We start from the raw sequence: 12,449 nt of genomic DNA on the forward strand, positions 1-12,449 counted from the left end.
GTAAAAAGAAAAAATTATTTAAAAACATCAAAGACATTACCGCCAGAATTTGAGTCAGTTTTGTTTGCCTGATTTACTAAAAACTGATAATCTTCTTTGGTTGGTGTCATTGAATCTGATTTAGCTTTATTTTGTGCAGGAACATATCCCCGATCTTTTATTTTTCTAAGAATATTTTGTCCTTCCATTCTATCTCTGTGCCAGGTTATTTCCTTTCTTCTAGAATCATTACTTGTCTTGAATACTAATACTCCTATTGTAACTAAAGCTAATGCTAAAATTACATATGTCCATGGCGATTTAGATAAAGGAACTTTTTCATAGACTACTTGTCCTGTTATTTCTGGATAACTCGGCATTTTAATATCATACGCCCCATATTTAACTGATTCCTCTTTTAAGTCATATAAAATACTTTCATTTACTTTTAGATTTACGTTTTTTATGATTCTATAATTCTTTGCATCACTTCTTAAATTAATTTCAACCGGTTTTTTATACTCAACATTACCTATATTTTGAATAGTAACTATAGTTCCAGAAACCGCAACATCCACTTTTTCAGATTTTTCAACAATGAATTTGGCTTCTGATAAATAATCTTTAGATTCACCCGCTATAATCCAGGTTCCAGGAATAGCTAATCCTTCTAAGACTATATTAAAATCTTCATCAGTATTAATTACTTTTTTTAACTTAACAACCCCATTTGGATCTCTTAAAACTACCGAGGCTTGATCAGCCAATAATTCACCAGTTTGATCTTTTAATTCAGCATTTACAACAACTGTCTCTCCCGGTCCATAACTCATTTTGTCAACGACAATTTTCAATGCAGTTGGTATGGCATCTACAGTAAATGTAGTTTCATCATTGCCTATATTACCTAAAACATCACTTGCTTCAACTTTAATAATATGTGCTCCAGATTCTATATTTGTATTTAATTCTATTTTCTTTTCAAAAAAACCTCTAACAACCTCAGCTTTGTCAATTTTAGAATCGATTATTATATATGCAACCCCATTTTCAAGATTTTCTCCTGATGCAAGTTTAACATCACCAGAAACAATAATCTCTGAGCCAGGTGTAGGGGTATAATCAGACAATATAGTTTTAATAGTTAATGCGTTAGACACTGTAAAATAAGAACTTTCAGCTTCATCTATTTCACTATCCCATGAAAAACTTGCTTTAATAATACATCTTCCTTCAGCATCCGAAGGGATATTTAATTTCTCAGAGAAAAATTCTTTTTCATCTGCTTTTAGTGTAGTATATTTTGAAAATACATTTGAATATGTGGAACCATTATTACAATCTATGCCCATTTTTAATAAGCCTTCTATATTCTGGTTTTCAACTACAAACCCATTTACAGAAATAGTCCTACCTAAATTATAGGTAGTACTTGCCAAATTGTTGATAGAAACTGTCGCGAATGCTATATTAGCCATCAATAATAATAGTCCGAATATTAATAAAACACCTTTTTTCATAACTCTTTTTTATGTTGAGCTTATATAAAAACTTTACTAATTTTTTTACTCCTACAAAGATTTAGTTAAGTTAGATTTAAATACTCCTATTATCTCCCTTTTTTTATGAAAATTAGTTCAGCAAAAGATGAAGAAAATGCTCCAGAATCTTCAAAAGTGGAGCTTATTAGGCATTCTGCAGCCCATGTACTTGCAGAAGCAGTAAAAGAACTATTTCCAGATGTTAAATTAGGAATTGGTCCTGCAATTGAAAATGGTTTTTATTATGATTTTGATTTAAAACATACTTTCACACCAGAAGATTTAGAAAAAATAGAACAAAGGATGAAAGAAATCATAAAAAGAAATGAAAAATTTGAAAGATTTGAATCAACAAAGAAAAAAGCAGAAGAGATTCTTAAAGATGAACCTTATAAATTAGAATTATTAAAAGAATTAGATAAACCAACTTTTTATAAAAATGGAGAATTTATAGATTTGTGTAAGGGTCCACATGTGAATTATACTCCTGCAATAAAAGCATTCAAATTGACAAAAGTTTCTGGTGCATATTGGAAAGGAAATTCTGATAATAAACAATTACAAAGAATTTATGGTTTAGCATTTAAAACTAAAGACGAATTAAATAATTATTTAAAGCTTTTAGAAGAAGCTGAAAAAAGAAATCACCTCCACTTAGGAAAAAAACTAGATTTATTTTCATTTCATTCAGAAGCTCCAGCAATGCCTTTCTGGCACAATAATGGGATGATTATAAAAAATGAATTAATTAAATTTTGGAGAGAATTACATCAACAAGAGAATTATCAAGAAATTGAAACACCCATTATATTAGATAAAGAATTATGGTTAAAATCTGGACACTGGGATAATTATAAAGAAAATATGTATTTTACAAAAGTAGATAATAGAGACTTTGCAGTAAAACCTATGAACTGTCCAGGTGGAATGTTATTATATAATGAAAAATTACATTCTTATAAAGAGTTTCCATTAAAAGTTGCAGAACTAGGTTTAGTTCATAGACATGAGATGTCAGGTGTTACTTATGGATTATTTAGAGTAAGAAGATTTACACAAGATGATGCACATATTTTCATAACTGATGAGCAAATTAAAGATGAAGTTATAGACATAATAAAATTAGTTGGCAGAATTTACAAACAATTCGGATTTACTTATTCTGTAGAAATCTCTACAAGACCAGAAAAATCTATAGGTACAAAAGAACAATGGGATTATGCAGAAGATTCACTTAAAAAGGCTCTTAAAGAGCTTAAATTAGATTTTAAATTAAATGAAAGCCAAGGTGCATTTTACGGCCCAAAAATAGATTTCCATATTAAAGATGCAATTGCAAGAACTTGGCAATGTGGAACAATACAATTAGATATGGCAATGCCCGAAAGATTTGATTTAACTTATGAAGGTAAAGATGGAAAAAAACATCGCCCAGTTATGTTACACAGAGCAATTTATGGTTCACTTGAAAGATTTATAGGAATATTAATAGAACATTATGCCGGACAATTCCCTTTATGGCTCTCACCTGTTCAGGTTATTTTACTTACAATTACAGATGCTCAAAAAGAATATGTTAAAAAATTGTCTCAAAAATTAAAAGAGTTAGATATTAGAGTAGAAATAGACACAAGAAACGAATCTATGAGTAAGAAAGTTAGAGACGCTCAATTAAATTATATTCCTTATATCCTTACAATAGGTGATAGAGAAATTCAAAACAAAGAATTAGCAGTAAGAACTTTAGATGGTAAAATAAAAACAGAAAAAATTAATTTATTTATAGAAAGAATTCTTAAAGAAATAAAAGAAAGAAAATAATTTTAAGATAATTCTTCAGTATTATTTATGTCTGTATCGTTAATGTAATCTGTATCTAAAAATCTCCCATAAATTTGCCAAAATCTTTTAGGAGTAATTACATCAATTTTAGGGTTTTCATTTCGATAATAATAGTTTTTTAAAGCTTCAACAATCTTACCTGCATTCTTAAATGCAAATAAAATTTCATTAGGTACTTCTTTTCCAACTCTACCATAGTCAACTTCACTCATTGTATCTCCAAAAGCATAGATTATATCTGGGTATAAAGATAATATTTTTCCAGTGATTTCACTTTGAAAAGTTTTAAATATAAAATTAAAAGATTCTATATTGTTTTGGCCAGGTACATTTAAATCTTCAGCAGATCTTTTAATCCATTCATGAACTCTTCTTCCAACTAAACTATCGGGTATAGGCTCTTCAGAAAGTAAATCTAGTTTTTTAGCAGGCATAAGATAATCTTCAATTCTTCCTTTATTAGCTTGATTTAGCACCATTTTTACCTATTAATTATATTATAAAATAAGTAATCCTGCCTTTATAAAACTTTTTCATAAAATATTTAAACCAAACACCTAGCCTTTAAACTATGCTTGAAAAGTTTAAAGAAGATGTTAAAAAGATAGAGTCTAGTAAAGAGTTTAAAGACCTCAAAAAAACATGTAAAAACTTAATTCTCGCAGATGGTTTTATTCTATTAGAAAAGCAAAACTATGACTCTGGAGATTATGGGGACTGGCAAATTGACTTTTTTGACAAAGATTCTGGATGTATGTTTAGTTTTACTTTTGAAGATAAAAAAATAAATGTTAAGAAAACAACAGAAATAGTAAAAGCTGATGAAGAAGTTCACAAAGTAAACATAAAAAATTTAAAAATCTCTTTTGAAGCTATTCTAGAAAAAGTTGAAAGAATAAGAGAAAAAAATTATTCAAATGAAAGGCCTTACAAAATAATTATCATAATCCAAAATAGAAAGAAACAAGATATTTGGAATATCACTTATTTAACTGCAAATTTTAAAACTTTAAACTTAAAAATCTCTGCAGAAACAGGAGATTTAATTGAAGAAAGTCTAAAACCCTTAATTTCTTTTGGTTAATTAATTATAATAATTTTATCTCTGCTTTTCAATCCTATTAAAGCAATTTTTTTCTTTAGTAGTTTAGAAAATAATTTTATAATCTCAATATTTGCTTTATTATCTTCAGCTTTAGCATGAATATGGACTTTTAAAACTTTCAGTTTATCATCCCAACCCACAATTTCAGTTTTCTGTGTTCCTAGTTTTACTCTTATTCTTAATTTACTATTATGAATATATTTTTCAATCTCTTTAGAATTAAAATCACTCATGTTTCACTTTCCAATAATTTAAAGCTTCTTCTTCCATAAAATGTAAGTTTCCAGGAACAATTAAACATCTTGGTTCCTTCTCAAGATTATGTAAATATCTTGTTTTTCCATACTCGATTTCTGGCTCAGAGCTTCCTAAAGCTGCGCAAGCAACACAAAATGTTTCCTCTGTAAATAATTTATCATTTCTAGATTTTTCAACTTCTAATAAAAGGTTAATAGCTTCTCTAACAGTCATAAATTTGTCTTTTTTAGGATCTAAATCTAATAAAAACAAAGTATGCAATCCATTTTGTTTGTTCATTTTCAAAACATCATAAAAACTTTCAACTTTAAAATTTTCTTTTGGATAGGGAATTGAAGCAACTTTTCCAAAGTTATAAACTTCTAAACCTGTAATTCCTACAGCTGTAATAACTGAACTTCCATGTATAACTCTTACAGGAATTTTAGCTTTTTTTGCTCTTAGCCATATATCTATATGGGTCGTGGCTGAAAAAACATCACCAACAACTAAAAATGCAACATCTGATTTAGATGCTTTTTCAACAATGGCATCTCCAGCTTGTTCAACATCTTCTCTATCTAGTACAGTTATCTTTTTACCATAAAAATCTTCCATTTCTTCAAGAGATGAAGATAATGCAGAAGTATAGCCCTCTAAAAATATCGTCTGACATTGTCTAATTGCCCACAAACCTTTCATAGAGATATCAGTTTTCTCACTTAATCCAATACCTATTATATATAACATATTTATTTAAAAAGGCGAAAAACTATATAAATATAATCAAATTAAACCTCTCTAAACCCTTTTTAGACTCTTCAAAACTTTCTTAAATCTTTCAGCTTATTATTTATTATGGCTTACAACCCGAAAAATGAACAAAAAACTAATTTCATTATTATTAACTGGATTTCTTAGTATATTTCCTTATAGGGATAGCCTAGCTAAATCAAAAATTGTCTCAAAAAATTTAATCAAACCTTCTTACAATTTTAAACATAAATATTTAAGACCGGACTATATCTTTTACAATTTAGGTATATATTATAGTGATAATTCTGTATCTGCAAAAAATAGATTTGGTATGGTGGTTCACAGAACAGAACTAAATGACACCTTAAGTTTAAAAGTTTTAATTAGAGATCAAAGTGCAAACTATTTAATTATGAACAATGGTGATTTAAGAATTATAATTCCACCAAAATACAAATCAAACCATGCAGGATTTAGTATGTTTAACGGATTTGAAGAAAGATGTTTAGGAACTCTTGATGAAAGATTAAAAAATGAATTTTCTTTAAATATGACTTTTATTGGCGCAGAATTAAGTGGAAATTGTAAATCTAATCCAACTAATGCCCAATATAAAACCTTAGAAAGATTAAAAGAACAACTTCAAGAAAGATATAAATTTCCAGATTATTTAGTAATTGGGCATGGCATGGCTTCTTACACAGGAGATCCAGATAGCAAATATCATCATCAATTAGGAAATCATACTGATCCTGGAAAACATTTTGATTGGAGTAAAATTGGAATAGATATAGAAAGAACAAATTTAGATTTGATTCTTGAAAGAGTTAAAAGTCCTAAAACTAAAATTAAATCTTATTCTACTCAGGAATTAGTAGAATTATTAAAAACAGTTCCAAATAATTATAATTTTGAAATAGTTAAAGAAAGTACAATTCAAAATACAAAAATCAAAATAGTTTCACTTTCAGATTTGGCTCATAATCCCTCTAACTCTTACAATTTTAGCAAAGCATCAAAATGCAAACACTTTTTAAGTAATTTTGAGAGCATAACAAAAACAAAACTAAAAAGAAATCCCACTTATAATTTATTTATCAGATAATTGACGCCAGAGGCAGGATTTGAACCTACAAGTCCCGAAGGACATCGGTTTTCGAGACCGACACACTACCTGGTTATGTGACTCTGGCAGGATTATTTAACTTTTTTAATTTTATAAACTGAATCATTTATTCTTGCAATTTTATCGAGCTTTATTGCAACTATCTTTCCTTTTTTTGCAGATTTTATTTTTTTATTTTCTACTTCCATACTTTTTAATTCTTGTTTTATCACGCCAGTAGTTTTTCCTTGAACTAAAATTTCATCTCCTAATTTTAATTCAGCAGCATAGATTTTAATTGCAGCAACTTTTATTTTATTATAAAAATTCAAAACTTTTCCAACATAAACTTTTCTTTCAGTTGCTTTTGAACCATGAACATCAATAAAATCATTTCCAGAAGGCTTTCTAAAATAAAATCCACTTGAAAATCCACGATTATAAACTTTTTCTAATTCAGAAGATAAGTCATCTTTGATTTTTAAGTTTAATTTTTTCTTGAAATATAAATCTATTGCTTTTCGATAAGCAGAAACAACAGTATAAACATACTCTGCACTTCTTTTTCTACCTTCAATTTTAAAAGCATCAGCTTTAGTTTCAATTATTTTATCAATAAAATTAATAGTACACAAATCTTTAGGAGACATAACATAATCTTTTCCTAAAATTAATTCGTTTGGTTCTTCAGCATCTTTTATTAAATATTGTCTTCTACAAGGTTGTAAACATTCTCCTCTATTGGCGCTTTTTCCAAACAAATGATGACTCATAAAACATCTTCCACTTAGAGAAACACACATCGCACCATGAATAAAAACTTCAACTTGCAATTTGGTTTTAGATTTTATTTTTTTAATTTGATCCAAACTACATTCTCTTGCCAAAACAATTCTCTTTATTCCTAACTTTTTATACTCTTCAACAGCTTCTGAATTTGCAACTGAGGCCTGTGTAGATAAAAACACATTTAATTTCAATTTTTTTGCCTCTTTAATTATTGCAAAGTCCCAAGCAATTATAGCATCTATCTTTGCTTTTTTTGCTTTTATTAAAATTTCTTTTACTTTTACTATTTCAGTTTCATAAATAATTGTATTTAATGTTAAATAAGCTTTAACTTTATTTTTATGACACTCCCCCACAATCTGATCTAACTCAGAAATTTTAAAATTCTCAGCTTCAGCTCTCATATTTAATTCTTTTAATCCAAAATAAATAGCATTTGCACCTGCATTTATTGCTACCTTTAACATTATCCAATCTCCTGCAGGAGCCATCAATTCAGGCTTTTTATTCATATTTAAATAGGTTAATCTAAACCTTTAAATATTTATACTTTTGAAAATTAAAAAATGTTCGAAGATATTAAATTAATATATAAAAATGATCCAGCTTGTAAAAATATAGAATTTATACTCTATCCTTGTTTGCATGCAATTGTTTTACATAGATATTTTGCACATCCTTTATATCAAATAAAAATCCCTTTTATCCAAGATTAATTTCACAAATCTCAAGATTTTTAAAGGGCATAGAAATTCATCCGAGTGCAAAAATAGAAAAAGGATTTTTTATAGATCATGGTCTTGGCGTAGTTATTGGTGAAACTGCAAGTCTAGGAAATAATTGCATTTTATTTCATAATGTTACTCTTGGTGGAACTGGAAAGCACATAGGAAAAAGACATCCGACAGTGGGTAATAATATCACAATTGGAACTGCAGCAACAATTCTTGGACCAATTACAATTGGAAATAATGTAAAAATTGGCGCAGAGCCTGTAATTATAAACAAAAATGTTCCTGCTAATTGCACAGTTGTTGGAGCACCAGGAAAAATAGTAAGATTAAACGGAAAAAAAGTAAATCTGGAATGAAAGCCTATTTAACTTCTTCTTTTTCTACAATTTTATACTTTTTATCAAATTTTTTCTGCTTAATCAGAGAAGTTAAACCTTCAATTACTATTGCTAATCCTGCTAAACACCAAAACCAATCAGAAGAAATTTTTATTATTTCTAAAGCATTTAAAGCAGAACCAACAGCCATAATAAAACCCATTAAAATAAATAATTGGTATTTTACTAGAGATTCATAACTTATAATTTGTACAGGTAATTTAACTGGGAGTTTAAGTGGAATTTTCACTTGATTTTATAGAAACTTTTTCTTTTTAAACTTTATTGTTTTAAAAAAATAAATTAGCTTGCAACTATTTCTACAAGCTTTATTTTAAAATTTAATACTTTTCCAGCCATTGGATGATTCATATCAATTATAATATCTTTATCACAAACGTGTGTGATAATTGCAGGAATTTGTCTTCCATCTGGCAATCTAATTCCTAACATCATTCCTTCTTCTATTTTTTGATTTTTTGGGAATTGATCTCTTGGGATAGTCTTTTTCAAATCTTCTACTCTCTCTCCATAACCTTCATGAGGTAAAATCTTAATTGTCTTTTCTTGTTCGATTTTCATTCCTAAAACTGCATCATCAAATCCTTTGATAACTTGTTTTGTGCCAACTTCAAATTCTAGGGGAGTTCCCTTTGAACTATCAAAAATTTCTTCATTATCAAAACTTCCTTCATATTCTACTTTTACTTTATCTCCTTTTTTAACTGTCATTTTTATGCCTTCTTGCCTAAAATCTCACAATAGATTTATAAAACCTTATATTTTGGATTGTATCATGAGACCTTTAAAAGCAATTACGCGGCATATAGTTTGTTCTACCGCTTATCCTCAAAAAAATGTTCTTTTAGGATTAGAAGAATTTAATTTATTTCAAAATTTAATTAAAAATGATGGAATTATTACTGCCACATCTGAATTAGAAAAAATAGCTAATCAAGCAGAATTAACAGGCAAACTTAAGTTTGGTGCTGATTTTGAAAAAAAAGAGCCAACCATCAAACTAACACCTTATGGGAGATTTTTATATGGATCCCAAATAAATTCAATACTCTTGGCAAATAAACAATATCTTTTTTACGGAATTTATTCCATTGCAGAGTTTGCAGGTGCAACGATTTATCAATTTAAAACAGATTAATTCTTTTTTACATTAAGCTTAATTCTAATTAGTTTATTAAGAATAAAATAACAAACTATAAAAAGAAGTTTATAAACTATCTATTTATGACGGCAATATATCCATTTCTTTTAATCTTTTGCGTGGCTAGCCTTCTCGGATGGATTTTAGAAGTTTTATATGCTTTAGTTACTAAAAAGAAATTAATTAATAGAGGTTTCTTGTTTGGACCTTACCTACCGATTTACGGGTTTGGAATAGTTTTGCTTTATATTCTTTTTTCATTAAATATTAATATTTTTTTAAAAATTTTATTTGGTGGATTTTTAGTTACTTTAATAGAATTATTTACTGGCTTATTTTTCATTAATTTTTATAATTTAAGATTATGGGATTATTCAAACGAATTTTTAAACTTTAAAGGAATAATTTGTTTAAAATACAGTATTTATTGGATTTTATTGATTAGTTTACTTTATCGATTTTTATTAAGACCTCTTAATTTACTTATAAATTTTAGTTCTAATTCTTGGAGTATATTTATTTTATTAGAACTTTTTTATGTTACTATAACTATAGATTTCTTTAACTCATTAGGTATAGCTCAAAGAATTAAAAAACAAGTTAATTTATTTAATCAAAAGAATTTAATTCAATTAAAATTAAATTACGAAATATTTAGACAGAATTCTTTAAATTATATTAAAAGACTCAAACAAGTAAATTTCTTTGAAAAGAGATTATTTTTAATCTCTCATTTTAAAAATAAAGATTTTAGAAAAATGTTTAACGCGTTCTTAGAGAAAAATAAAGCTGCTTTAATCAAGCATAAAAAGAGAATTAAATTATAAAATATCTTCCAATTGCCTTTCAGCAGCTACATATACTTCTTACTAGAAAGCAACGCATATTAATATAATTGATTGACTAAATGTTCATAAATGAACAGCAGTTTATTAAAAATAAACCAAATGTTTACGCAGTAAACAGTTGTTAACCAAAGGTTAACATAAAGTGTACTACAGAATCACAAGATGAAGATTTCTATTTTACAATTAAGGCAAAAATTTATAAAAAATAAACCCTTTTTAATATTATGAAAAAAAGAAAAAATGAAGAAGAATATGAAATAAAATGGTGGAAAGATTGGTTAGAAGCCGATTTATTAGAAAAAGAAAAAATGGTGGAAAAATTGCCAATAGTCAATGAAATGTGTGATTTTATTCACTGGAAAAAGATCCCAAATAAGATAAGAAAACATCTTTTAGTTATAACCCTAAATGGCTTTTTTGAAGATTTAGAAAGCGCAATGTATACAAAAATGCGCAATGAAAAGAAAAGATAATTTTGTAGTCCCAAAAATAGAAACATTTAAATATGTAGTCACCCATTATATTCTTATGAACATAGAAAAGAGGAAATTTGGAAAGAAGATTAAGTATTACTTATCTTATTCGTATAGAGAGGGTCTTAAAACCTATAAGCTCAGAAAATATCTTGGCCATGATTTAACTAAAGAGAAACTCAAAGAAAGAGTACAAATAGCAGAAAAACTAATTTTAGAAGAAATCCATAAATATAATATTATTAAAGACCCATTACAGTTTGAGCTCTCTAAGGAAGAAATTCTCTTAATAAAATCATTAGAAAAACAAATCCCCTTAAAGATATCTCATTTATCTGAGCAAGACTGGAAAAACTTCTCGGAATTATTTACTTATAATACTAATGCTATAGAAGGCAGTAAATTAAATCAAAAAGAAGTAAAGAATTTATTAGAAGAAGACAAATGGCCTGATAAATCTAAAGAGGATATTGCTGAAGCCTATGGTGTAGAAGAAGCTATAAGATTCATCCGTGGAACTAAAGAACACATTTCCCTTTTTTTAATTAAGAAAATTCATAAAATTGTGTTTAAGAATTCAAAACCTTTTTCAGGAAAACTAAGAAAAAAAGGAGAAGAAGTTGTTGTCTTAGATGCCAATAGAAATATTATTCATGAAGGTGCGCCACAAGCAAGAATAACAAATTTGCTTAAGAGTTTAGTTAATTGGTATGAATTAAATAAAAGTAAATATCCTGCTTTGGTTCTTGGAGCAGTTGTTCACAACCAATTTGAAAACATACATCCTTTTGCAGATGGTAATGGTCGGGTGGGAAGAATATTATTAAATAATATTTTAATTAAACATAATTTACCTCCAATTAATATAACCTTCAAAAATAGAAAAGAATATTACGAATCACTCCGAGCTTATGAATTAAATAAAGATTTAAAACCCACTATTCAATTTTATATTAATCAATACAAGCAGTTAGAAAAAGAATTGGGTGACCACAAAAAGAGAGAAAAGTAGTCACCTCTTTAAAATAAATAGAATAAACTAAAAATTAAAAAACTAAGACTAATAACATTAATCCAAATATAATTTTATCTTCATATACGCGTTTTAAGAAATTTTGAGATTTCCACCAATTATTATATTTACTTAAGTTTTCTTTTTTAGCAAAATATTTGGTTTGTATCCAAAGTTTTAAGGGTTTAGCATGCAGATTGCATATAGGTGTTTTTTTATCTAAGTAATCTATTTTTACATGTCTTTGACAAACTATTCTGCCACATTCGGGGCAAATGCTCATTTCTTTGTAGGTTTTGTTAATAGACTCACAAATCTTACATTTTTTCAATTCATCTAATAAATATAATTCTTTGTTATTCTTCACATAGAATTGTTGGGTATATTCCATTTTCATTCTTGTCGAAAGGAAACTCTTAACAGACTTTAGTCTGTAGTGGAATTTCGACCTCCTTCGTAGTTTTTGGGAAACATTTTTCTTGTCTTAAA

At 27.5% G+C, this 12,449-nt stretch carries 15 protein-coding genes, 1 tRNA gene and 1 pseudogene; 8 read left to right on the top strand and 9 right to left on the bottom strand.

Going from position 1 to position 12,449, the window contains the following annotated elements:
- Window positions 1-14: 14 nt before the first annotated feature.
- Window positions 15-1,499: a hypothetical protein gene (locus tag J4403_04385; protein MBS3167413.1), complete on the bottom strand. Its 1,485-nt coding sequence runs from the start codon at window positions 1,497-1,499 to the stop codon at window positions 15-17.
- Window positions 1,500-1,604: 105 nt separating this feature from the next.
- Between J4403_04385 and thrS the strand changes: the two genes are divergently transcribed.
- The gene (gene thrS, locus J4403_04390; GenBank protein ID MBS3167414.1) at window positions 1,605-3,341 is read left to right on the top strand and encodes a threonine--tRNA ligase; all 1,737 of its coding nucleotides are present in this window, start codon (window positions 1,605-1,607) and stop codon (window positions 3,339-3,341) included.
- A 2-nt stretch (window positions 3,342-3,343) separates the two neighbouring features.
- Here thrS and J4403_04395 read toward each other — a convergent pair whose 3' ends face one another.
- Window positions 3,344-3,841, bottom strand: a complete 498-nt coding sequence (locus J4403_04395; GenBank protein MBS3167415.1) for a hypothetical protein — start codon at window positions 3,839-3,841, stop codon at window positions 3,344-3,346.
- A gap of 92 nt (window positions 3,842-3,933) precedes the next feature.
- On the opposite strand from J4403_04395, the gene J4403_04400 reads away from it, so the two are divergent.
- Window positions 3,934-4,446 carry a hypothetical protein gene (locus J4403_04400; protein ID MBS3167416.1) on the top strand — a complete coding sequence of 171 codons (513 nt, stop codon included), beginning with the start codon at window positions 3,934-3,936 and terminating at the stop codon, window positions 4,444-4,446.
- Here J4403_04400 and J4403_04405 read toward each other — a convergent pair.
- Window positions 4,443-4,700 carry a DUF167 domain-containing protein gene (locus J4403_04405; GenBank protein MBS3167417.1) on the bottom strand — a complete coding sequence of 86 codons (258 nt, stop codon included), beginning with the start codon at window positions 4,698-4,700 and terminating at the stop codon, window positions 4,443-4,445. The two genes, J4403_04400 and J4403_04405, sit on opposite strands and share 4 nt — an antisense overlap.
- Complete coding sequence (dph5, locus tag J4403_04410; GenBank protein MBS3167418.1) at window positions 4,693-5,454, bottom strand: diphthine synthase; 762 nt, start codon at window positions 5,452-5,454, stop codon at window positions 4,693-4,695. Before dph5 ends, J4403_04405 begins: the two co-directional genes overlap by 8 nt.
- A 127-nt stretch (window positions 5,455-5,581) precedes the next feature.
- On the opposite strand from dph5, the gene J4403_04415 reads away from it, so the two are divergent.
- Window positions 5,582-6,565, top strand: coding sequence for an N-acetylmuramoyl-L-alanine amidase (locus tag J4403_04415; protein ID MBS3167419.1), 984 nt, complete (start codon window positions 5,582-5,584; stop codon window positions 6,563-6,565).
- A gap of 4 nt (window positions 6,566-6,569) precedes the next feature.
- Here the strand turns inward: J4403_04415 and J4403_04420 are convergent.
- Window positions 6,570-6,653: transfer RNA gene (locus J4403_04420), tRNA-Ser, on the bottom strand.
- A 4-nt stretch (window positions 6,654-6,657) separates the two neighbouring features.
- Window positions 6,658-7,866 carry a U32 family peptidase gene (locus J4403_04425; protein ID MBS3167420.1) on the bottom strand — a complete coding sequence of 403 codons (1,209 nt, stop codon included), beginning with the start codon at window positions 7,864-7,866 and terminating at the stop codon, window positions 6,658-6,660.
- Window positions 7,867-7,920: 54 nt separating this feature from the next.
- Between J4403_04425 and J4403_04430 the strand changes: the two are divergent.
- A pseudogene (locus J4403_04430) lies at window positions 7,921-8,444 on the top strand (serine acetyltransferase).
- A gap of 4 nt (window positions 8,445-8,448) precedes the next feature.
- Here the strand turns inward: J4403_04430 and J4403_04435 are convergent.
- Both J4403_04435 and J4403_04440 read right to left on the bottom strand, forming a co-directional pair.
- Window positions 8,449-8,715, bottom strand: a complete 267-nt coding sequence (locus J4403_04435) for a hypothetical protein (GenBank protein ID MBS3167421.1) — start codon at window positions 8,713-8,715, stop codon at window positions 8,449-8,451.
- A 53-nt stretch (window positions 8,716-8,768) separates the two neighbouring features.
- Complete coding sequence (locus J4403_04440; protein ID MBS3167422.1) at window positions 8,769-9,197, bottom strand: peptidylprolyl isomerase; 429 nt, start codon at window positions 9,195-9,197, stop codon at window positions 8,769-8,771.
- 64 nt (window positions 9,198-9,261) lie between these two features.
- Between J4403_04440 and J4403_04445 the strand changes: the two genes are divergently transcribed.
- From J4403_04445 to J4403_04460, 4 genes are all read left to right on the top strand, one after another.
- A complete protein-coding gene (locus tag J4403_04445; protein MBS3167423.1) occupies window positions 9,262-9,624 on the top strand; it encodes a hypothetical protein in 363 nt (120 codons plus the stop codon).
- 86 nt (window positions 9,625-9,710) lie between these two features.
- Window positions 9,711-10,454 (top strand): putative ABC transporter permease, encoded by a 744-nt coding sequence (locus J4403_04450; GenBank protein MBS3167424.1) that lies wholly within the window; start codon window positions 9,711-9,713, stop codon window positions 10,452-10,454.
- 245 nt (window positions 10,455-10,699) lie between these two features.
- The gene (locus tag J4403_04455) at window positions 10,700-10,948 is read left to right on the top strand and encodes a hypothetical protein (protein MBS3167425.1); all 249 of its coding nucleotides are present in this window, start codon (window positions 10,700-10,702) and stop codon (window positions 10,946-10,948) included.
- On the top strand, window positions 10,932-11,960 hold the full coding sequence (locus J4403_04460; protein MBS3167426.1) for a Fic family protein: 1,029 nt from the start codon (window positions 10,932-10,934) through the stop codon (window positions 11,958-11,960). Before J4403_04455 ends, J4403_04460 begins: the two co-directional genes overlap by 17 nt.
- 34 nt (window positions 11,961-11,994) lie before the next feature.
- On the opposite strand, the gene J4403_04465 is transcribed toward J4403_04460, so the two are convergent.
- The gene (locus tag J4403_04465) at window positions 11,995-12,351 is read right to left on the bottom strand and encodes a hypothetical protein (protein MBS3167427.1); all 357 of its coding nucleotides are present in this window, start codon (window positions 12,349-12,351) and stop codon (window positions 11,995-11,997) included.
- Window positions 12,352-12,449: the final 98 nt, after the last annotated feature.

The sequence above is a fragment of the Candidatus Woesearchaeota archaeon genome (assembly GCA_018302225.1).
Lineage (GTDB): Archaea > Nanobdellota > Nanobdellia > SCGC-AAA011-G17 > JAGVZY01 > JAGVZY01.

Bases quoted from the DNA above. Each gene is read 5' to 3' on its own strand.
- J4403_04405 (MBS3167417.1), bottom strand. From the start codon at position 4,700: ATGAGTGATTTTAATTCTAAAGAGATTGAAAAATATATTCATAATAGT.
- dph5 (MBS3167418.1), bottom strand. From the start codon at position 5,454: ATGTTATATATAATAGGTATTGGATTAAGTGAGAAAACTGATATCTCT.
- J4403_04455 (MBS3167425.1), top strand. From the start codon at position 10,700: ATGAAAAAAAGAAAAAATGAAGAAGAATATGAAATAAAATGGTGGAAA.
- thrS (MBS3167414.1), top strand. From the start codon at position 1,605: ATGAAAATTAGTTCAGCAAAAGATGAAGAAAATGCTCCAGAATCTTCA.
- J4403_04450 (MBS3167424.1), top strand. From the start codon at position 9,711: ATGACGGCAATATATCCATTTCTTTTAATCTTTTGCGTGGCTAGCCTT.
- J4403_04465 (MBS3167427.1), bottom strand. From the start codon at position 12,351: ATGGAATATACCCAACAATTCTATGTGAAGAATAACAAAGAATTATAT.
- J4403_04415 (MBS3167419.1), top strand. From the start codon at position 5,582: ATGAACAAAAAACTAATTTCATTATTATTAACTGGATTTCTTAGTATA.
- J4403_04460 (MBS3167426.1), top strand. From the start codon at position 10,932: ATGAAAAGAAAAGATAATTTTGTAGTCCCAAAAATAGAAACATTTAAA.
- J4403_04395 (MBS3167415.1), bottom strand. From the start codon at position 3,841: ATGGTGCTAAATCAAGCTAATAAAGGAAGAATTGAAGATTATCTTATG.
- J4403_04385 (MBS3167413.1), bottom strand. From the start codon at position 1,499: ATGAAAAAAGGTGTTTTATTAATATTCGGACTATTATTATTGATGGCT.
- J4403_04425 (MBS3167420.1), bottom strand. From the start codon at position 7,866: ATGAATAAAAAGCCTGAATTGATGGCTCCTGCAGGAGATTGGATAATG.
- J4403_04445 (MBS3167423.1), top strand. From the start codon at position 9,262: ATGAGACCTTTAAAAGCAATTACGCGGCATATAGTTTGTTCTACCGCT.
- J4403_04400 (MBS3167416.1), top strand. From the start codon at position 3,934: ATGCTTGAAAAGTTTAAAGAAGATGTTAAAAAGATAGAGTCTAGTAAA.
- J4403_04440 (MBS3167422.1), bottom strand. From the start codon at position 9,197: ATGACAGTTAAAAAAGGAGATAAAGTAAAAGTAGAATATGAAGGAAGT.